General features: G+C 68.7%; 22 protein-coding genes and 1 pseudogene. 6 read left to right on the forward strand and 17 right to left on the reverse strand.

Features of this window, described 5'->3' with window-relative positions; translation table 11 throughout:
- Positions 1 to 56 precede the first annotated feature (56 nt).
- The 12 genes from ACSMXV_RS19295 to ACSMXV_RS19350 all read right to left on the reverse strand — a co-directional run bounded on the left by ACSMXV_RS19295 (position 57) and on the right by ACSMXV_RS19350 (position 7,367).
- The gene (locus tag ACSMXV_RS19295; RefSeq protein WP_473178802.1) at positions 57 to 1,220 is read right to left on the reverse strand and encodes a tyrosine-type recombinase/integrase; all 1,164 of its coding nucleotides are present in this window, start codon (positions 1,218 to 1,220) and stop codon (positions 57 to 59) included.
- On the reverse strand, positions 1,220 to 1,408 hold the full coding sequence (locus tag ACSMXV_RS19300) for a helix-turn-helix domain-containing protein (RefSeq protein WP_473178803.1): 189 nt from the start codon (positions 1,406 to 1,408) through the stop codon (positions 1,220 to 1,222). The genes ACSMXV_RS19295 and ACSMXV_RS19300 overlap by 1 nt, the downstream gene beginning before the upstream one ends.
- Positions 1,405 to 2,784, reverse strand: coding sequence for a replication initiator protein RepSA (repSA, locus tag ACSMXV_RS19305; RefSeq protein WP_473178804.1), 1,380 nt, complete (start codon positions 2,782 to 2,784; stop codon positions 1,405 to 1,407). The genes ACSMXV_RS19300 and repSA overlap by 4 nt, the downstream gene beginning before the upstream one ends.
- A complete protein-coding gene (locus ACSMXV_RS19310; RefSeq protein WP_473178805.1) occupies positions 2,777 to 2,959 on the reverse strand; it encodes a hypothetical protein in 183 nt (60 codons plus the stop codon). The genes repSA and ACSMXV_RS19310 overlap by 8 nt, the downstream gene beginning before the upstream one ends.
- Before the next feature lie 88 nt (positions 2,960 to 3,047).
- On the reverse strand, positions 3,048 to 3,362 hold the full coding sequence (locus ACSMXV_RS19315; RefSeq protein ID WP_473178806.1) for a SpdD-like protein: 315 nt from the start codon (positions 3,360 to 3,362) through the stop codon (positions 3,048 to 3,050).
- Between the two features lie 23 nt (positions 3,363 to 3,385).
- Positions 3,386 to 3,541 (reverse strand): hypothetical protein, encoded by a 156-nt coding sequence (locus ACSMXV_RS19320; RefSeq protein ID WP_217234632.1) that lies wholly within the window; start codon positions 3,539 to 3,541, stop codon positions 3,386 to 3,388.
- A gap of 12 nt (positions 3,542 to 3,553) precedes the next feature.
- The gene (locus ACSMXV_RS19325; RefSeq protein WP_473178807.1) at positions 3,554 to 3,745 is read right to left on the reverse strand and encodes a mobile element transfer protein; all 192 of its coding nucleotides are present in this window, start codon (positions 3,743 to 3,745) and stop codon (positions 3,554 to 3,556) included.
- A gap of 1 nt (position 3,746) precedes the next feature.
- Positions 3,747 to 3,941: a hypothetical protein gene (locus tag ACSMXV_RS19330; protein ID WP_473178808.1), complete on the reverse strand. Its 195-nt coding sequence runs from the start codon at positions 3,939 to 3,941 to the stop codon at positions 3,747 to 3,749.
- Between the two features lie 21 nt (positions 3,942 to 3,962).
- Complete coding sequence (locus ACSMXV_RS19335) at positions 3,963 to 4,652, reverse strand: DUF2637 domain-containing protein (protein WP_473178809.1); 690 nt, start codon at positions 4,650 to 4,652, stop codon at positions 3,963 to 3,965.
- Positions 4,653 to 4,735: 83 nt separating this feature from the next.
- On the reverse strand, positions 4,736 to 6,091 hold the full coding sequence (locus ACSMXV_RS19340) for an FtsK/SpoIIIE domain-containing protein (protein WP_473178810.1): 1,356 nt from the start codon (positions 6,089 to 6,091) through the stop codon (positions 4,736 to 4,738).
- Between the two features lie 2 nt (positions 6,092 to 6,093).
- Complete coding sequence (locus tag ACSMXV_RS19345; protein ID WP_405520645.1) at positions 6,094 to 6,447, reverse strand: SCO3933 family regulatory protein; 354 nt, start codon at positions 6,445 to 6,447, stop codon at positions 6,094 to 6,096.
- Between the two features lie 140 nt (positions 6,448 to 6,587).
- Positions 6,588 to 7,367, reverse strand: coding sequence for a GntR family transcriptional regulator (locus ACSMXV_RS19350; RefSeq protein ID WP_473178811.1), 780 nt, complete (start codon positions 7,365 to 7,367; stop codon positions 6,588 to 6,590).
- Between the two features lie 18 nt (positions 7,368 to 7,385).
- On the opposite strand from ACSMXV_RS19350, the gene ACSMXV_RS19355 reads away from it, so the two are divergent.
- Both ACSMXV_RS19355 and ACSMXV_RS19360 read left to right on the forward strand, forming a co-directional pair.
- Entirely contained in the window at positions 7,386 to 7,850 is a 465-nt protein-coding gene (locus ACSMXV_RS19355; protein ID WP_473178812.1) for an NUDIX hydrolase, read from the forward strand.
- Between the two features lie 371 nt (positions 7,851 to 8,221).
- Positions 8,222 to 8,635 carry an Imm10 family immunity protein gene (locus tag ACSMXV_RS19360; RefSeq protein WP_473178813.1) on the forward strand — a complete coding sequence of 138 codons (414 nt, stop codon included), beginning with the start codon at positions 8,222 to 8,224 and terminating at the stop codon, positions 8,633 to 8,635.
- A 311-nt stretch (positions 8,636 to 8,946) separates the two neighbouring features.
- On the opposite strand, the gene ACSMXV_RS19365 is transcribed toward ACSMXV_RS19360, so the two are convergent.
- Positions 8,947 to 9,618 carry a hypothetical protein gene (locus ACSMXV_RS19365; RefSeq protein WP_473178814.1) on the reverse strand — a complete coding sequence of 224 codons (672 nt, stop codon included), beginning with the start codon at positions 9,616 to 9,618 and terminating at the stop codon, positions 8,947 to 8,949.
- Positions 9,619 to 10,119: 501 nt separating this feature from the next.
- Here ACSMXV_RS19365 and ACSMXV_RS19370 point away from each other — a divergent pair.
- Positions 10,120 to 10,293 (forward strand): annotated as a pseudogene (locus tag ACSMXV_RS19370) (IS5/IS1182 family transposase); the annotation flags it as partial.
- A 407-nt stretch (positions 10,294 to 10,700) separates the two neighbouring features.
- Here ACSMXV_RS19370 and ACSMXV_RS19375 read toward each other — a convergent pair.
- From ACSMXV_RS19375 to ACSMXV_RS19390, 4 genes are all read right to left on the reverse strand, one after another.
- Complete coding sequence (locus ACSMXV_RS19375) at positions 10,701 to 11,006, reverse strand: hypothetical protein (protein ID WP_473178815.1); 306 nt, start codon at positions 11,004 to 11,006, stop codon at positions 10,701 to 10,703.
- 260 nt (positions 11,007 to 11,266) lie between these two features.
- Positions 11,267 to 11,554 carry a hypothetical protein gene (locus tag ACSMXV_RS19380; RefSeq protein WP_473178816.1) on the reverse strand — a complete coding sequence of 96 codons (288 nt, stop codon included), beginning with the start codon at positions 11,552 to 11,554 and terminating at the stop codon, positions 11,267 to 11,269.
- 521 nt (positions 11,555 to 12,075) lie between these two features.
- Entirely contained in the window at positions 12,076 to 14,037 is a 1,962-nt protein-coding gene (locus ACSMXV_RS19385) for a DUF2599 domain-containing protein (RefSeq protein ID WP_473178817.1), read from the reverse strand.
- A 324-nt stretch (positions 14,038 to 14,361) separates the two neighbouring features.
- Positions 14,362 to 15,183 (reverse strand): alpha/beta fold hydrolase, encoded by an 822-nt coding sequence (locus ACSMXV_RS19390; RefSeq protein WP_473178818.1) that lies wholly within the window; start codon positions 15,181 to 15,183, stop codon positions 14,362 to 14,364.
- Between the two features lie 160 nt (positions 15,184 to 15,343).
- Between ACSMXV_RS19390 and ACSMXV_RS19395 the strand changes: the two genes are divergently transcribed.
- From ACSMXV_RS19395 to ACSMXV_RS19405, 3 genes are all read left to right on the forward strand, one after another.
- Positions 15,344 to 16,774 (forward strand): FG-GAP-like repeat-containing protein, encoded by a 1,431-nt coding sequence (locus ACSMXV_RS19395; protein ID WP_473178819.1) that lies wholly within the window; start codon positions 15,344 to 15,346, stop codon positions 16,772 to 16,774.
- 290 nt (positions 16,775 to 17,064) lie between these two features.
- Positions 17,065 to 17,331 (forward strand): hypothetical protein, encoded by a 267-nt coding sequence (locus tag ACSMXV_RS19400; protein ID WP_473178820.1) that lies wholly within the window; start codon positions 17,065 to 17,067, stop codon positions 17,329 to 17,331.
- Complete coding sequence (locus tag ACSMXV_RS19405) at positions 17,328 to 17,774, forward strand: hypothetical protein (protein WP_473178821.1); 447 nt, start codon at positions 17,328 to 17,330, stop codon at positions 17,772 to 17,774. Before ACSMXV_RS19400 ends, ACSMXV_RS19405 begins: the two co-directional genes overlap by 4 nt.
- The last annotated feature ends 69 nt before the right edge of the window (positions 17,775 to 17,843 follow it).

Here is a 17,843-nt window from a genome sequence, read left to right on the forward strand (position 1 = left end):
AGCCAAAAGGCCCCGGACCGATCATGGTCCGGGGCCTTTGACATCTACTTCTGACATCAACGAGGGCGGTCACTCACAACCGGCCGCCGCTTGAGCAGCCGGTCCATGTGGCTGATGGCCTCGCGCTGAGTGTCCTGCACGACGTGCGTGTACACGTCCATGGTGATGCTGATCTGGGAGTGGCCCAGGATCTCCATCACCACGCGGGGCGCGACTCCGGCCGCCGTGAGGAGCGTGGCCGTGCCGTGGCGAGCGTCGTGCAGCCGGATCACGCGGAGGCCGGCGGATTGGGCGACGCGGGTGAAAGAGCGGTAGACGTTCCGCGGCTCGACCTGGCGACCGGTGCGGGTGGTGAAGACGTACCCCGACTCGTGCCACTGCTCCCCCGCCTTGGCACGAGCGGCGGACTGCCGCATGCGGTGCCAGCGCAGCGGGGCGATGCAGAGCGCGGGCAGCGGCACGACGCGTCGACGGCGGCTCTTGGGGTCATCGTCGTACAAGACACCACGACGCCGCTGGGTCTGCTGGCGGACGTAGAGGACGCGGTTTTCGAGGTCGAGATCCGACCACCGGAGGCCGATGATCTCGCCCCGACGAAGGCCCATGGCAATGGCGAGCACGAAGGCCGCGTAGAGCGGATCCCTGCGGGACGCCGCAAGGAAGTCCAACGTCTCGTCCAGGCTCCAGGGACTCAGCTCCCGGTTGTCCGTGCGGGGAGGCTCAACGAGCTTGGCCACGTTGCGCGCGATCAGCTCCTCGCGGCAGGCGGAGGACAGCGCAGAACGCAGAACGCGGTGCGACTCCTTGGCCGTTGCAGCGGTGGTCTCCTTCTCCAGGCGAACGAGGAAGCGGCGCACGTCGGCGGCGCCGAGGGATTCGAGCCGCTTGGCACCGAGCAGGGGCACCAGGTAGAGCCGGACGTGTGCCTCGTACTTGTCGTACGTGCTGAGCTTCCGCCGAGGCTTGATCACGTTGTCCAGCCAGTACGGCAGCCATTCGGAGAGCTTGGCCGAACGAGTCGGCACGGGCACGCCCTGGTCGACCTTGGCGAGCAGCTCCCGGCGCTTGGTGTCGCACTCCTGCCAGGTCTTGCCGTAGGCGAACTTTCGGGCGCGGGTGCCGTCCGGCTGGAGCACGTAGACGGCGCACTGATAACGGCCGTCCTTGCGCTTGGTGATCGTGCCTGCACCGTTGGGGTTCCGCTTGCGCTGACTGGCCATCAGGCAGCCTCTTCGATCTGGCCGAGGATGAAGTCCCGGACGGCGTCGGCGGGAATGCGTCGAGCACCATCGATCTTGATCGAGACGAGGCGGTGCGAGCGGATCAGGTCATAGACCTTGGAGCGTCCGAGCTTGAGCCGCGCCATGACGTCGGGCACGGTCAGCAGCTCGGCGGTGGCGGTGGTCATGCTGCGGCTCCTTCCAGGGCGAGCTGGTCGCGTAGGGCTTCGCGGGCGGTTTCGCGGTTGAGCTGAATGTCGTGGGCGATGGACGCGGCGAGGGCTGATTCGCCGGGGGTGTGTCCGTGTCCGGCGTACTGCCAGTCGGCGAGGACGAGGACGGTGTCCGGCTCGACGTCGTCCAGGCCGAGGGCTTCGCGTTCCTGTGCGGCTCGGTAGTCGGCGCGGGCCTGGCGGAGTTCGCCGAGCGTCGTGGAGTAGCGGCGGGACTTGGAGGAGAAGTGGCCGCGGAAGCCGAGCATGTGAGCCCAGGCCCAGATGCGGCGGTCCGGGTAGAGCGGGTCGAGCCGCTTGCACGCTTCGATGAGGCGGCGGGTGTGGTCGGGCACGCCGTGGCGGTCGAGTTCGGAGAGCTCGCCGATGCGGCGGTCGAGAGTGCCCGTGTTCTCGGCGGCTTTGGTGGCGTACTTGGCGACGTATGAGGCGACGGCCTGTTCGGTGATGTCGGAGCCGTCGCCGAAGGCCTTAACCGGGCGGACGTCGAGCTGGGTGCCCCAGCGGAAGGTGCGGGCAGGCTGGTCTGAAACGGCCGGCGCAGAGACCGAGGTGTACGAGTGCGCGGCGGCGGCGCGGATCGAGTCGGCGAGCAGGTCGACCGTTGCCCAGGACGGAGGAGCCGTCTCGGGTCCCTCGGGGCCATCGACCCGGATCACGGCGTGGAAGTGCAGCGCACCGCGCTTTTGGAACTCGGCGACCTTGCCGTACGAGATGCGGGCGTGATCGGCCAGTTCGCGGCGGGTGAGTCCGGCGCGGGCGGCGATCTCGCGGCGGAGGCGAGTCGTGAAGCGCTGCCACAGGTTGCCCGCATGGTTGTTGAAGAGGACGGCGGCGGCGTAGTCGTACGTCGCCGGATCGAGCGCCGTGCCGAGCGCTGGATCATCCGGTGTGTGGCGGGTGCCGCAGCGGCAGGTGCCATGGTCGGGCCGGTTGTGGACCGGGCCGAAGGACGGGGCGGTGAGGGTCGCGAAGACGCGTGGGTGATCGCGGACCGTGGACGGGATGTCGCGGCGGTCGTCTCCGGCCAGGCCCGCGCGGATGAGGTGGTAGGTGTCGCCCGCGTACGTCCAGGCGCAGGAGGGGCAGCGGGAGGCGCGGCGGTTTCCGCAGGCGACGCGGAGGCGTCCGCCGGGCTCGTTCTCGGTGGAGTAGTGGTGCAGGGTCTCGCCGGTCGTCCTGTCTTTGGCGAGGGTCCAGCCGGTGAGGTGGATGGGGTCGGCGCAGCCGCCGGTGCGGCGGATCTGCTCTTGCCAGCGGTCGAAGTCGTCGGCCGAGGCCACCCTCAGCAGATCGCCGAGGGTGACCGGGTCGAGCAGCAGGTCAGGCACGGGCGCCCTCCCGGGTGCGGGCGGGGCGGGTGCCGGTGCCGTTGCACACCGGGCAGTGGGCGGTGATGGTCCGCAGGTGGCCGTGCTGATCGCGGCCGCCGAGGGTGATGGCGGCGGAGGCCTGACCGTCGCAGTTCGGGCAGATACGGGACGGCTGGCGGGTGCGGTCGGTCATGCTAGGGGTTCCTTCCGGTTGTGAGATCGGAGTGGGGCACGGCTCCCGGGCGGCGGAGACTTGGCGGTTGAGGCCGCCCGGGGGCCGGTCAGTGGCGCTTTGCCTCGGTGTTGATGAGCGAGCGGATGACCAGGGCGCATATGGCGACCGAGGCGCCGGTGATGGCGACCGCGAGGAGCATCGAGACGAGGACGGCGCCGACGACCAGGACCACGGCCGTTCCACCGCCGACGAGGGCGACCACGGTGCTGGGGGTGAGCTGGACGGTGGGCCGAGCCGGAGCCGGAGCCACGGGCGCGGGAGCCGCCGGGGCGGACTGGATGACGGTGGTCGGCTCGACAACGGCGGGCGGGGTGACGAGCCCGGTCGGTGTGGGCATGGTCGGGACCTTGGGGCGGAACATGGTGGATCTCCCTTCAGCGGTGGTTACTTGATGGCGGTGTCGATGACGGGGGCGAGGAGGCTGTCGGCGATGAGGTAGCCGCCGAGGAGGAGCACCAGGACCAGCCAGAGCGGCGGGCGGATGAGCTTGATGCCGAGGTAGCCGACGGCGGCGAGGGCGAACCAGAGGGGGACTTCCATGGCGGTTGTCTCCTATCGGGCGGCGCAGCGGTGGGTGCGGGCGGCGAGCTGGGCGGCGGTCTGGCTTGAGTAGTCGGCGGACCAGCCGCAGCGGTCGTTGGTGCACACGGCGGCGTGCTTGGTGCGGCCGTTGCGGTCTCGGTGGGTGCCGATCTGCACGGGGCCGATCCGCATCACGGAGTGGAAGTGGTCGCGGGCCGGCATGTCAGTCGCTCTCCGTTCGGGTGATCACCGGGGCGGGGAAACTGGCGCGGATACCGGCGGCGGTGGCCGGGTCGGCGATGCGCTGGGCGGCTTCCTCGGCAAGCAGGTGGGCGAGGTAAGGCCGCTTGGCGGCGGCCATCTCGCGGGCGCCGTCGAGGTAGTCGGAGACGGTCAGGTCGGCGGGGTCACGCAGCATCGGTCTTGCTCCCTTCTGAGGTCAGGCGAGTTGGGCGGCGATGGCGTCGGCCAGCTGCGGCGGGACGCCGAGGCGGGCACGCAGGGTGTCGGTGTCGATCGGCAATCCGGTACGGGCCTGGTGGTCGTCGGCGACCTTGCGGGCGTGATCGACCAGCGCGGCCGGGACCGAAGGAGCCGGGACAGCAGACGCAGCCGTGGCGGACTCTGGCGTCGGGACGGGTTCAGCAGCTGGAAGCGCGGGAGCTTCCCCGGCTTCAGCCACTGCGGCCGGGACGGCTTCCGGCCCAGGCGAGGCGACCGGTTCGGGGTCGGGTGCAGCGGCCGGCACTTCCGGCGCCCGGTGGTCTGCGTTCGAGTGGGCGAGGAGGGTGCCGCCCATGAAGGCCAGGGCGGGCCAGGCGGCGACCAGGATGCGCAGCCAGGCCGGGACCTGCTGGAGGTCGAGGAGTCCGGCGGTGGCGACGTTGGCGCCGAGCGAGGCCACCAGCGCGATCACGAACCAGCACCAGGCCAGCCGGGACGGACCGTCGGAGCGCAGCCGCCGCCAGGAGGCGACCAGAAGCAGGTCAACCGAGACGGGGTAGGCCCAGGCTTTCCAGCCGTCTTGTCCGGCAGCGGCGGCGAGATCGTGGAGGTGGGCGAAGGACAGTGCCCCGGCGATGACGGCCTGGACGAGCACGGCGTCGACCCGGAGGGCGGGGCGGGCCATCACGGCTCCTTCCGGTGATGAGACATGGCGGAGGTAGGGACCTGGCGCGAGGCGGTCGCGCCGACCGGTGGAGCGGATGACGGTTAGGCGGTGGCGGGGGCTGTCTTGGACAGCGGCACCCGGGCCGAGGGCAGCGGGGCAAACGCAGGGCGGAAGGCCTCAAGGGCGGGCAGGTCCGGGGTGCGCTCGGCGTGCTTGTTGCAGATGTTGACGGCTTCGCGCAGCGAGGTGTGCGGGGCGCGGATGCGGGCCCAGCCGCCGGAGGCGTCCCCTGTGACGGCGACGCCGGGGGTCTCGGTGGGGATCTGGATCGCGGCGAGTACGGCGTCGGGGGCGATGTCGCCGAAGGCCATGTTGGCGGAGGATTCGTCGTTGACGCGGTGGGCGGTGCAGCCGGTGAGCTGGGCGCGGAGCATGGTGATGCCCTTGCCGAGTTCGGAGCCGAAGCGCTGCCCGCAGATCTCCAGGTAGATCCCGGAGGCGCGGCCGAGCTGGGCCAGGCGGACCAGGGCGGTGATGATGCGGTCCCGCCGCTTCTCCTCGTCCTTGGTAGCGAACAGGGCGAGTTCGGCGACCTCGTCGACCAGGACCACCACCGGCACCGGGCGCAGATCCTCGGGCAGGTCCCAGATGTCGGCGGCAATCTCCGCGTCCGGGACGTTGACGCTGATGCGCTGCTGGGCGCGGATGAGCTGGTAGACGTCCTCCATGTGCGTCACCAGTGCTTCGAGCAGGTCGACAGCGGTGTCGGGGTTGTCGGCGAGCGCGGAGAAGCGACGGGCCAGCGGGAAGAGTTCAACGCCCTGCTTGCAGTCGATGCCGACCAGGGCGACATCCTGCGCCGCGAGCCCGGCGACCAGGTTGCGCTGATAGACGGACTTGCCGGACTCGGTGGCGCCGAGGGTGAGCCCGTGCGGGACAGTGCGGTAGTCGCGGTAGTGGATCGCGCCGTCCTCCCGCAGCGCGACCGGGATGCGCATCGGCGCCCGGTCGGTCTTGGCGGGCATCTGCACCCGCTTGAGCACGTCGTAGCCGGTCATCCGCAACTCGACGACACCGGACCGCAGTTCGCGGGAGGTCACGCCGTACATCCCGAAGGAGTGGCGCAGCCGGTCGGTGGCGGCCGAGACGTCGAAGGCGTCCTGTCCGGGGCGGAGCTTGAGCCGCAGGACCAGGCCGGTACGGGTCGGGCGTATCCGCAGGATGCGCGGCGGACGGGACTCAGGTGCCGGGCGGTTGGCCATCCGGGCGAGAGTGAGGCGCCAGCGGGAGGGCGGGATGGTCAGGCCGCAGGCGTCCATGACGGAGGCGTATCGGACCAGGACCCGCAGAGCAGCGAAGGTGACGCCGAAGGTCATCCAGTACCAGGCGGGGCGCCGCCACCGCAGGATCACTGCGGCAGCGACGACCAGCACCAGAGCGACCGTGAACCAGGTCATGGTCAGGCCGCCTTGGGCTTCGAGGCAGCGGCGGCGAGCGAGGTGACGGCGACCGCGCGGAAGGCGATGCCGTGCCGCTTCTGGCCGTTGAACTCGTTCTCCCATGCCGAGGCGACCAGGCCAGTCAGCGCGACCGGGGTGCCCATGGTCAGGTCCTCGGAGACGCCGGGCTGCGGGACGGTGAGCTTGAGGATCTCGACCTCGTCGGGCGTGGAGAACATGACCTCCACGGTCATCAGGGTGACGCCGTCCTTGTCGGTGGCGATCTCGCCCGTCCGGCGGTCCTTGACCTTGGGCTGCGGGGCCTTGGCAACCATCACGGTCGCGTTGGAGGTGTCGACGGGAATCTGACGCACAGCAGATCACTCCTCTATAGAGGGCGGGACTCCGTCACTCATGTATATGAGTGATATGAAGAAGAGTGCCTGACTCCTATACATGAGTCAACCCGCCGCGAAGAAGAACTCGCGACGGGCTGCGGGGAGTTGAGTGCGCGTCAGTCGGCGGCGGGGATCCTATACTCGAAAACGAACTGGTCAGCGGCCATGAGCGTGTCGCAGACCTCAACTACAAGACCCTCGGTCGTACGGGCCTCACGGATCAGATGAACTACCGGCGCACCGGGGCTGAGCGCCAGCTCGGACGCCTCCGCCTTGGAGGCCGGGCGCGCTTGCAGCGTCTCGACGAACTCGGCGAACTCGTGCCCATGGTCTTCGAGTCGGGCGTAGATGCCACCGCCGCCGGGGTTCTCGGCGAACAACTCGGGGATCTCCTTGACGACGTCCCACGGGAGGTACGACGTTGCCGTCTCGACCGGGGTGCCGTTGCGGAAGTAGAGCCGTCGCCGGGCGAGGACCTGAGTGCCGGCGGAGACGCCCAACCGTTGGGCCGCATCCTCGGGGGCCTCCATCGGGCCGATGTAGAGGACGCTCACCTTGGCCGTGGCGCCGGACTGTTCTGACTCGGCGAGGTATGCGGCCTTGCCGCCCTGCCGGAGCGAGCGCCGGAAGCGATCGGAGGAGCGGTGCCGTACCGGCGGCCGATCCTTCACGATCGAGCCCTTGCCGTGCCGAGTCTCGACGAGCCCGCTCGCGCGCACCTCCACCATGGCCTTGCGGATCGTGCCGCCCGAGACGCCGTAGCGCTCGACGAGATCCGACTCACTCGGCACCATGTCACCAGGCTTGAGGATCCCCACCCGGATCTGCTGCACGATCTCGTCGGCGATCTGTACGTACCGGGGTACGGACCTCTCTCCTCCTACCGCAGTTCCCATAGTCCTTCTCTTCCTCCTATGCTCCTGTACATGAGTCAATCACAGGAAGCAACGTCGCCGCCGCTGCACTCCGTATCTGTGGCCGGAGTAGTGGTGCGCGAAGACGGCCGCCTCCTGGCGATCCGCCGGGCGGACAACGGCACTTGGGAGCTCCCCGGCGGCGTACTCGAACTCGACGAGGCCCCCGAGACGGGCGTAGCCCGCGAAGTCCTGGAGGAGACGGGCATCCACGTCGAGGTGGACGAACTCACCGGCGTCTACAAGAACACGACCCGCGGCATCGTGGCCCTGGTCTTCCGCTGCAAGCCTTCCGGCGGCACCGAGCGCACGTCGAGTGAGTCGACGGCAGTCTCCTGGCTCACGCCCGAGGAGGTCGCGGAGCGCATGGCCGAGGTCTTCGCGATCAGGCTCTTGGATGCCTTGGACGGCAACGGCCCTCACGTGCGGAGCCACGACGGCAAGCGCCTCATCCCAGCGGGATAGAACTTTCCCTAGTTCATCAAGGCCCGCGCACGGCGCGGGCGCGCGCCGCCTCTGCGGCGCGGCCTGCCTCCTGTCTCCGCCCCGGCTGGCCGCGCCCGGCGGCGCGCTGCGAGCTGCGGGCATGAATAGGGAGACACCCTCTGTGGCTGGGGCGGTCGGCTCCACGGCTTTAGGCAGCCACCATGGGGCGAGCCTCGAAGATCACGGCCCCAACGTCGTGCTTTAACGGGCAGGTCCACAGACTGCCCGACTCGCCGGAAGCTTACGGGGCCATGATCACTCGCCCCATGGCAGCTCCCGCCCAAAGCCGCTACGCCGACCTCTCGTCGGACGCTACCGTGACTGTCAGCCCCTACTGCTAGAACACGTGCATGACATACAGGTTTACGGCGCGGGTTGCCTGCGGGCTCGACGATCCGAACGAAGACGACTGCCTGATGGCGGGCGTGGCCGAGTCGAACGACGGGGAGGGGTTCTCCCTGTTGTTCATGTGCGACTTCGACGAGCCCGATGAACAGGAAGTGTCCCTGGGCATGGACACGCATTGCCTTGTCACGCCCGACCAGGGCACCGCCTACGGCTGTGTACGTGAAGTGAGACTCGACGGTGATGTGCTGCGGGTGACCTTGAATCCAGCGTCGCTGGACGATCTTGGCTTGACCGATCCCGTCATCGAGGCTTTGCTCCATGCGCCAGCAGCGGACGTGGCGCGCATGCGTGAAGTACTGCCGCGCATCCTGGCGTACGGGCGTCCAGATGCCTGCCCCAACCTGGTCACGATGTAGCGGGTACAGCAGCGGAGTACAGCAACCACAGCAACCCGGCCCGCCCGGTATGCCCTCGAAGAGCCGTGCCACGACCGGTATGACCACCACCGACCGATCCGCATAGAGCTACGGATCAGAAGGTGGTCGTGCCCCTCCCGTGCCCGATCTGGCGGGGAACCACGGGGCACGGCGGTCACCAGCGGGGAGTGGAAAGCAGAACGGCCCTTGACCGAAATACCTGGTGAGGGGCCGTTTCGCCCGGCGGTGGGTGTGGGGTTTGAACCCACGGTGGCTTGCGCCACGACGGTTTTCAAGATCGCTGGTGGCTGTCAGACCGCCCCGTTCTCGACGCCTCCACGCAGTCCCCACTCATCAAGGCCGGAGTAGATCAATGCAGTGCGGCCCTTGGGAAAGGAGAGACATTCGGCCTCTCCTGAATAGATCGCCACCAGCGAGTCAGAGCCTCGCCACCAGGTGTCTGCCAGTCCCATCACCTCTCGTACCGACTCGAAGGCGTCCAGCTGGATGCCATCGACGTCATCGCCTGTGACCTTGGTGATCTGCTTCGCCCACATGGACGCATGGTGGGTCAGCGCGAGCGCTTCCACCCATCCCTCGACGGTCGTATGCAGCGGTGTCCATTTATGTGCATGGATGCCGAACTCACCTGCTGGTCCGATCATGAATGAGTAGGGGACCGCTGTGCGTTGCAGCCCTGCTTCGAACCACCATCCCTCAGAGGATGAGCCTTCCGGCGAGTCAGGATCGAGGTACTTGGGGCCTCCGTCGTACTGCGATGACGGTGGCAAGAGCAGACCACCCCATCGCTCCTGATACGCGGCCATATGGTCGATCACCCCTGCCGGGATCCCTTGCTCGAGCCACCACTGCCTATGCTGCTCGACTGGCTGGGTGTCGACCTTGATGCCGTGCGCGCTGACGAAGGACCGGGCCCTTCGAGTCAGCCCGTCGGGCACATCGTTGATGAGGCAAAGATTCACCAGGCGGACGCTACCCGGCACGGATGGGCAACGATGTGGCGTCCCTGACATCTATCACTGACATCAACGATGTCGGACGCGGGCGAACACGAGCAGCTCTGCCCGGTCGTCATGACGGTGGACAACAACGGCCAGCACCAACACCGACCGAACTCCTAAAGCGGGTGTCGCAGGTTCGAATCCTGCCGGGGGCACCAGAAAGTACCAGGTAATGGGAACATATCGACCCTCCGTGAGTGCCACGGAGGGTCGTTTTTATCCCAGATGGGAACCCGATGGGAACGGCACGATGGGTGCCTTTGGATAACTCTACGTCGACGACGCGATTCGGTTTTACGAGCCTATGCCCGATTCAGTGACCAGCTACCGCGGCTGGCGAGCTGCTTCCTGGGCGATGCTGAGCACAATGTGGCGGCGGTGGGCGATTCGCGCATCATCGGCTGCGAGTCGTGCGGGTTACCGAGAGCAGGGTGCCGACAGATCAGGTCTACCCCGGCCGACCGCTGGCACCAACTCTCCGCAAACCAGAAGTCGGTCGATGTCTCTCACACCAACGTTCGCGCCGCGGCAGACCAGGCCATGGCCACCCTCAAGGCTTGGCGGCTCCTGCGCAAGCTCCGTTGCAGCCCGAGCCGCATCACCGAGCTCGTCCGGGCGGTCCTCGCTCTCCGCCTCAACGTCCTGATGGATACCCAGACTCCGGGCGATGCCAGCGAGGGAGCGGTCCTTCGAGGAGCGCACCAGATCCACCGCGTCCCCATGAACTCTGCGAGGGACTGTCTGAAAGAACAAGACACTCCCTCCCGGCCGCAGCACGCCCATTCCCGGTCTGCTGCCCTGCCAGGGGCACAAAGAAGCGCCAGGTCAGAGGCTGCGCTGGCGCCACGAAGGCCCTCCGTGAAGATCGGCGACAGCTGGGAGAGAGCGCCGACACCTGGTCGATAGGGGGGCGTCGACCGTTGGCCTGATAGTGGATGCCCGCGTCATGGGTTGGTCTCCGAGGGGCCTTTTGAGTTCCTGCCTGCTGCAGGACATGCCCGCTGTGGGAGCACGTGTGGCCCGGGCTCATGGATCGGAGTGGGTCACCGCCGGGGAGCAGCCGGGGACCGGGGCGCCACGCGGTGGCGGCGGGCGCCGAGCGGGCTGAGTTCGAAGACCAGCCGTCCCAGCGCAATGAGGGTGCCCTGACCGAAGACGAGAATCAGCGTCCACCCGTCGTCCCAGTACCAGTTCTCGGTCCAGGGCTGGGTGATCGCCAACGTCACGGTGAGATGCGAGACGGCGATGACGGTACCTGCCCGCCGCTGCCGGGGATAAAGGAGTGGCAGCAGCGCCCAGAGCACGGAGAGCAGCACCAGCCAGGGGGCGACGAACGGCAGACCGGACATGGCGGGCCTCGATGTCGGTAGAAGGCGCAGTCTGGCTACCGTCACACCGGCGGGCCTGCGGTACCAGCCCGGCTGGGTATCGCCCGGATCACGATGTGGCCCTGGCAGCCCGCCCGGTGGGCCGGTCACATGCGCGGCCACGCTCTCGCAGCTGGCTGTCGTTCGCTGTAACGGTCACGGTCGTCGGCCCGGACGACGCGGCGACGACTACCCTGGCCTCCCATGCAGCATCAGACCGCTGTAGCCGCCAGGCCGGGGTGTCAGCGCCGTTCCCCCGGTCGTTCCTCGGTCCACGTGAACGCGTCCAGGCCGCCGTATCCGGGCTCCGTGCGTACAGGGTGGCTGACCTTGTCGCCCCGGCCCGCGTCGTGCTCGTATGCCGTGCCGTGAGCGCGGGGACGCAATAGGCGCTGCCCGGCCCAGGCCACCACGGCAATGGCGCCAAGAATGGCTCCGGTGAGCAGCAGGAGCACGACCGGCATCACGACCCCGAAAGCCACGGTAGACCGGGCGATACCGGGTACGTCGGCGCAGGCACAGGCGATCACGGAGTACCACCTGCCCAAGCCCGGCCTGCCGAATGCGGCGCGTGACACGCCTGTGACAAGGATGGGTGACCACCGGACCGGCCGCGGACCACTGGGTCGTCACTGCCTCACGAGCGTAAGCAGCACCGCCGCCTGCCGCGTGCGGTGCTGTGAAGCGAGACGGAGCAGGCGGGCGAGGTGGCGCCGGCTGTCTCGTTGCGGGAGATCGCCGAGCACGGCGGGGACCTGTCGCAGGACTGGGAGTCCCTGCGCGTGGAGCTGTGCGCGCAGCACGGCATCGATGTGAGCGGAGAAGAGGTGAGGAGCGCCGCCCGCCCCGCCACTTTGGGCGGGAGCCGGGGCAACGGCCGCGGCGGCCTCCTCCGCGGCCCCGGTCCTGCTCAGCCAGCCGGTTCAGGACCCGCTCGGCGATCACCAGCTCCTCCCACTCGGCCTGGACCTCCCGCAGCTGCTTGACCAACTCCTCGGCGATCAGCCGCCGGCCGGTTACCGAGACATGCTCCTGGTCGTGCGGTGCGCGGTCAGGCCGCCGAGTCCCCGTGCAGGTCCAGGCGGAGGGCCGGCAGGGTGTCGAGGAGGTTACCGACCGTGTCGCCGAGCGGGGCCGGGAGCTGTGGCAGGCCCGGGAGCCAGCCTGTGTCGATCACGGTGAGGCCGGTACGGAGGGGTTTCGGCTGCGCCTCGTCCAGGTCCCAGCTTGCGCCCGGAGTGCTGTCGTACGTGGGGGCGGCGGGCGGGGTGTTGCCCTGGGTGAGCGGCCAGGTCACGCCGCGGAAGCGGCCAGACTCCAGGTAGCCGAGGAAGCCTTGGGTCGCGGAGCGGCCCTTGACGGCAGCCTTGGCGTCCGGTGTGATCACCAGCCAGTCGAGGTCGGTGGAGAGGATCGTGTGCCCACCGGTTGCGGTGGGCACGGAGAGCTTGACCGCCCCGGCAGGCACAGTGGAGCCCGCCGTCGGGTACTTGGCCAGGGCGGTGAAGCCCAGGCCGTCGTCCAGGGTTCCGGCGCCGGAGGCGAGGCCGGCGCGCGGGTCGTAGACGACGACCATGCGCTCCGCGTCGTCCGTGCCGCCGTCGTCGTCGGTGACCTCGACGGCGACTGTGTCCATGCCCGCGTGGTCGTAGACGTGGCTGGTGTCGCAACGGCCGCCCTTCGCGGGGAAGTCGGAGGTGCTGCCGTCGTCCCAGGTGACCTTGCAGGTGTGGGTGTCGTTGCTGCCGGGGTCGGTGAAGGAGGCCGATACGGGGACCTCGGTCTCGACGCGGTGGACGTCCCAGTCCTTGGGCGCGGTCACGTCCAGCGTCGGGGCGACGTTGCGGACGGTGACGGTGGCGCGGTCGCTGACGGGCTGGTTGACGCCGTCGTCAGCGGTCAGCTTGACCGTGTACGTGCCATCGTCGGTGCAGGTGAGGGTGGTTCGCGGGGCGGTGGGCTCGGCGAAGGTGCAGGTCGCGCCCTCGTCGACGTCATCGCCCGGGGTGTACGTCCACTCCGTGGCAGGGGTGCCACCGTCGTCGGCGGCCGTGCCCCTGAGGGTGACCGCGGAGCCCTCGTCGACACTCACGTCGGGGCCGGCGTCGACCATGGGGGCGAGGTTCTCGGGGTCGCCGCCGTCGGTGGGCGGGCGGCTGAACCAGCCTTGGTCTTCCGTCGTGCCCCAGTTGCAGCCGTGGATGGCGATGTCCTCGGTCACCAGCTCCCAGTCGATGTTCGGACGCTCCGCCTCCAGGTCCCAGGTGTGGCCGCCGCGGATGCCGTAGGCGTTGAACCTCACGTGGCACCACAGCTGCTTGTAGAGCGACTCCGCCTGGTCGTCGGTGACGGATCCCGGGCGGGGAAGGCGCGTCGTCACGTGATCCCAGATCTGTGCGGTGTAGGCGTCGACGATGGCGGCGACGTCGAGGCCCTTCGCCTTGTCCGTGGGGAGGATCGTCACGACCAGGGTGTCCCCGCCGGTGTCGTACTCGTCGCGGTAGAGGCTGGCGTGCGTGTACAGGTCGCTGCCGTCGTCGGTGTAGGAGCCGGCCCAGTCGTGCTTCACGTCGGTGCTGCCCAGCTGGTTGCCGTCGGCGTCCTTGGCAGCGAGGTGCCACTGCATGGAAGCCATGACCGGCTCTTCGTAGCCGGTCTCGACCGCGTACAGCTTGAAGGGGAGAAGAGAGCTGCTGGTGCAGTCGTCCGCGCTCCAGCCGTCGACGGCCCGGCCTTCGATCGTCCAGGTGACGACGGGACTCTCGCCGTCGTCGCACTTGTCCATCACCTGGAAGAAGTTGGGCTTGTCAGGGCTGGCGTTCTCGTGCTCGTGGTAGTAGTGCAGCCCGGAGTTGAAGGAGGCCGCCATGACGACGTCGCCGTCCTTGTTGTAGATCTTCCCGTTGCTCGTCGCAGCCTGGGCTTCTTCCGCGGCACCCGGGCCGAACGGGACGGCCAGCAGGCCGAGGCCGAGAGCGAGAACGGTGACAAGGCGCAGTAATGCACTTCTCATCGCGAGAGGTCCCCCGTGGACTCTGGCCGCGCGGTGCCCCGTGCCGGATGGCCGGGTCCTGCGCGCGGCGTGCGGGAGGAGCGTAGGGGGAGACCGGGCAGTTGTGGGTGTGTGAGGCGTGTGACTCATGCGGGCATTGTGTGTCAACTGCGCTGTGGGGCCCAGGAGATAGGACCGCAAAAAACTGGCCAGCCGGGCCTTTCCGCGGTACGGGCGCCGGTCGAGCACGGCTTTGCCCACCGGGAGCAGCGGTTGCCGCGGGGAGCAGCGGTTGGCCGCGGGCAGCGGATACGGGAACGGCCTCCGACCATCAAGGTCACAGCACTAGCGGGCGAGAAACGGGCCGAGTAGCGCAGTGAGTTCGGTGGGCGCGTCCAGTGCGATGAGGTGAGCAGCGGTGGCAAACTCGACCAGTGTGGCATCGGGGATCTCGGAGGCGTAGCGCCGGGCGATGTCCTGGAAGTCGGCGACGTCGAGCTTGCCGATTCCGACCAGTGTGGGTACGGAGATGACGGAGACGTCGCACGTCGCGGCGCCCTGGGAAGACTCCGCGACGATGCCCTGGTTAACCAGCGACGTTCGGAGCGGGCCGCGGAGTTGGTCGGTCAGTCCGGCGGCGACGTCCTCCCACCTTCGAGCAGGCCCGCGCAACCACATGTCCAGGTTTATACGGACGGCGGCGTTCAGGTCGCCTGATGCCAGGGCCGCCGTTTCCGCCTCGTCGTACGCGACCATTTCCGCAGACCAGTGGTATCCCGGCCATGGCGGGGCGAACAGCGCAAGGGAGTGCACCCGGCCCGGGTGCGTGAGACTGAAGTCCACGGCTACACGGCCGCCCCAGGACGCGCCGACGAGCCGGACACGGTCGTAGCCGAGGTGGTCCAGGAGGCGGCGCAGATCGTCGGTCTCGCTGAACGGGCCGGTCGGTGGTGCGGATTGGCCGAAGCCGCGCAAGTCGTACCGAATGACGGTGTGCCGTTCTGTCAGGTCGGGCACGACCGCGTCCCACATACGGTGGTCGGCGACGCCGGCGTGCACGAGTACGACTGGTGGTCCGTCGCCGGTGACGACGTAGGAAAGGTGTCCAAGATCATCAGCGAGTGTGAGCATCCGCAGATGCTTGCAGGACGACAGTGCACGTGCCACCCAGTAAGGGGAAGGCTCCACCCACGCCCCAGCTGCCACTGGCATCCGGCTCCGCTCATGAGCAGAGCGACAGTGAACGTCACGCCTGCCTCGTACAACCCTTCAACCCCCTGGGTCGTCTACGGAACCGTCCGGACCGGTTCCAAGGAGTAACACCGCCATGTCTCTGCAGCTCCGCACCGTCATCGCCACCGCGACCGCAGCCGCGCTGACCGGTGGCCTGCTCACCGCCGTCACCGCGGCACCGGCAGTCGCTGCCCCTGCCGAGTACGCCGACGACTTCAATGGCGACGGACACCGAGACCTCGCGATGGGCGCGCCGTACAAGACCATCAACGGCGCCTCGGCCGCGGGCGGCGTGGTCGTGGCTCTCGGCTCCGCCACCGGTCTGACCACCCAGCGGGTCGGGCTCACTCAGAGTTCCTCCGGGGTTCCGGGGACGCCAGAGGAAGGCGACCACTTCGGCATCTCGATCGCCAGCGGAGACCTGGACGCGGACGGATACGCGGACCTGGTCGTGGGCGCCGACGGCGAGGATGTGGGCAGCAACGGCGGCCAGGGCAGCGTGACCATCCTCTGGGGCGGCGCCAAGCCGTTCACCAGCAGCACCACGACCGTGGTGGACAGCCCGCACGAGTGGCAGGGCCACGGCTGGGATGTCGCGGTGGGGGATTTCACGGGGGACAGCGGCGCGGACCTCGCCGTGATCAACACGGATTCTGTCGCCGTGTATGCGGGAGGTTTCACCCGCGGGAGCCAGCCGGAACCGACGTACACCAGCCTGACCGGGCCTGGGGGGCAGCTCGGCAACAGCGAAGCAGCCGTAGGCGACATCGACGGGGACGGCAAGGACGACCTGGCGGTGACCGGACGGGACTACGGGAACGACCGGCCGGCCATCGACGTCTTCTACGGCGCGGCAGGCAGGCCGCAGTCGGGTGCGCGGGTGACCGGCGGTGGCACGGCAATCGCCCTCGGCGACATCAACGGGGACGGTTACGACGACATGGCCGCCTCGCTGACCTGGCCCGAGTACTACTCCGCCGCCGATCCGAGTGGCGGCGCCGGCTATGTCACCGTCCGGTACGGCAGTGAGGCAGGCGTGGGCGATCCGGTGGTCATCCACCAGAACAGCACGGGCGTGCCCGGCGCAAACGAGGACTCCGACGGCTTCGGCTGCTCACTGTCGATCGGCGACATCACCGGCGACGGGCGTGCCGAACTGGTGGTCGGCGCCAATGGCGAGGCCCTCGGCAGCATCGAGAACGCCGGCGATGTGACGGTGTTCCGCGGCTCCGCCTCCGGAGTGTCGATGTCCGGGGTCGTGCGCGTCTCCCAGGACACCGCCGGGGTGCCGGGCGTCCCCGAGACCGACGACCTCTTCGGCGGCCGGGTCAGGCTCGCCGACTACAACCACAACGGCAAGGCGGATCTGGCCGTCACCGCTCCCTTCGAGAACGCTCGCAACGGCGCCCTGTGGACCCTGCTGGGCACCTCGTCCGGCCTTACCGGCTCCGGTTCCAAGGCCTTCGGCTCCGACGACTACGGCCTCGCGAACGGATCGCGGCTCGGGGAGTCGCTGCTCGACTGAGCCGGGCGGGCGATTCCGGTCCGAGCGGCCTGGCGGACCCTTACAAGGACTCAACCCGATGCGGAGCTGTAGATCTCCTCGCACCGTGGCACCCGGCATGCACGATGTCCGTCGAGAGGACGGCCCGAGCAGCCGAAGGCCCCTGGAATCCGCCCACGGTCTCGGGCCTTTGGCATCCACGCCTGACACCAGTGCGGGCGAACGACGGCATCTCGCGCACTCCCACGCTGCGGAGGCGGCTGCTCCGAGAAGAGCAGGCCGCAACACACGGAGCATGGCATACTTGAAGTATGGCAACCCGGAAGATCACCATCACCGTGCCGGAAGAGCTGGTGGAATCGATCAAGGAGCGCGTCGACGCGCGCGGGGTATCCGGCTACATCGCGGCCGCCGCTGCTCATCAGGACGCCATGGACCGATTGCGCGAGTTGGCCGAACGTCTCGAAGAAGACCACGGAGCCGTGACGGACGACGAGCAGCAAGCAGCGCTGGACCGCATCGCCGCCATTGACGGCTGGCATGACGAGCAGCGATCGCATTCGAACGAGGCCGCGTGAGCCGCACCGCCCGAGCGAAGCTGCACCGGCCGCGACAGCGCGTCTTCGTGTTCGACTCGGAGGCTCTCTCCAAGGCGGTTCAGGGCGACCGGGAGATGGCTGCGCTGATCAAGACGGCTCCGCGGCTCGACATCCCGATCGTCACCTCGGCGCTTACCACCTTGGAGGCATGGGACCCTCGCGAAACGTCGAGGCAGGCACTGTGGAGCTGGACGCTGTCCCGGATCCGCGTCGTGCACACGGACGACCGAGTGATCGCCATGGCGCGCGACATGCTGAAGGCAGCCGGCCTGCATGGGCACAAGTACGCCATCGACGCCATTCTGGCGGCTGTGGCCGGGCGGGAAGCCGCGCAGGGCGCTCAGGCAACCGTCTTCACCTCCGACACCGACGACATGAACCAACTCCTCGCGGGACACTCCGTGCGAGTCGAGAAGGTCTGACGAGACGCCTCCCGCACCTCACTCCGCCCACTCGCCCGGTCAGAAAGCCCAGCTCAGGAGCGCGCAGCG

This window comes from Streptomyces sp. DSM 42067 (genome assembly GCF_055792885.1).

Coding starts and splice junctions, on each gene's coding strand:
- ACSMXV_RS19355 (WP_473178812.1), top strand. CDS start 7,386: ATGCTCCTGTACATGAGTCAATCACAGGAAGCAACGTCGCCGCCGCTG.
- ACSMXV_RS19330 (WP_473178808.1), bottom strand. CDS start 3,941: ATGCTGCGTGACCCCGCCGACCTGACCGTCTCCGACTACCTCGACGGC.
- ACSMXV_RS19335 (WP_473178809.1), bottom strand. CDS start 4,652: ATGGCCCGCCCCGCCCTCCGGGTCGACGCCGTGCTCGTCCAGGCCGTC.
- ACSMXV_RS19320 (WP_217234632.1), bottom strand. CDS start 3,541: ATGGAAGTCCCCCTCTGGTTCGCCCTCGCCGCCGTCGGCTACCTCGGC.
- ACSMXV_RS19350 (WP_473178811.1), bottom strand. CDS start 7,367: ATGGGAACTGCGGTAGGAGGAGAGAGGTCCGTACCCCGGTACGTACAG.
- ACSMXV_RS19400 (WP_473178820.1), top strand. CDS start 17,065: ATGGCAACCCGGAAGATCACCATCACCGTGCCGGAAGAGCTGGTGGAA.
- ACSMXV_RS19360 (WP_473178813.1), top strand. CDS start 8,222: ATGACATACAGGTTTACGGCGCGGGTTGCCTGCGGGCTCGACGATCCG.
- ACSMXV_RS19295 (WP_473178802.1), bottom strand. CDS start 1,220: ATGGCCAGTCAGCGCAAGCGGAACCCCAACGGTGCAGGCACGATCACC.
- ACSMXV_RS19325 (WP_473178807.1), bottom strand. CDS start 3,745: ATGCCGGCCCGCGACCACTTCCACTCCGTGATGCGGATCGGCCCCGTG.
- ACSMXV_RS19300 (WP_473178803.1), bottom strand. CDS start 1,408: ATGACCACCGCCACCGCCGAGCTGCTGACCGTGCCCGACGTCATGGCG.
- ACSMXV_RS19340 (WP_473178810.1), bottom strand. CDS start 6,091: ATGACCTGGTTCACGGTCGCTCTGGTGCTGGTCGTCGCTGCCGCAGTG.
- ACSMXV_RS19310 (WP_473178805.1), bottom strand. CDS start 2,959: ATGACCGACCGCACCCGCCAGCCGTCCCGTATCTGCCCGAACTGCGAC.
- ACSMXV_RS19385 (WP_473178817.1), bottom strand. CDS start 14,037: ATGAGAAGTGCATTACTGCGCCTTGTCACCGTTCTCGCTCTCGGCCTC.
- ACSMXV_RS19395 (WP_473178819.1), top strand. CDS start 15,344: ATGTCTCTGCAGCTCCGCACCGTCATCGCCACCGCGACCGCAGCCGCG.
- ACSMXV_RS19315 (WP_473178806.1), bottom strand. CDS start 3,362: ATGTTCCGCCCCAAGGTCCCGACCATGCCCACACCGACCGGGCTCGTC.
- ACSMXV_RS19375 (WP_473178815.1), bottom strand. CDS start 11,006: ATGTCCGGTCTGCCGTTCGTCGCCCCCTGGCTGGTGCTGCTCTCCGTG.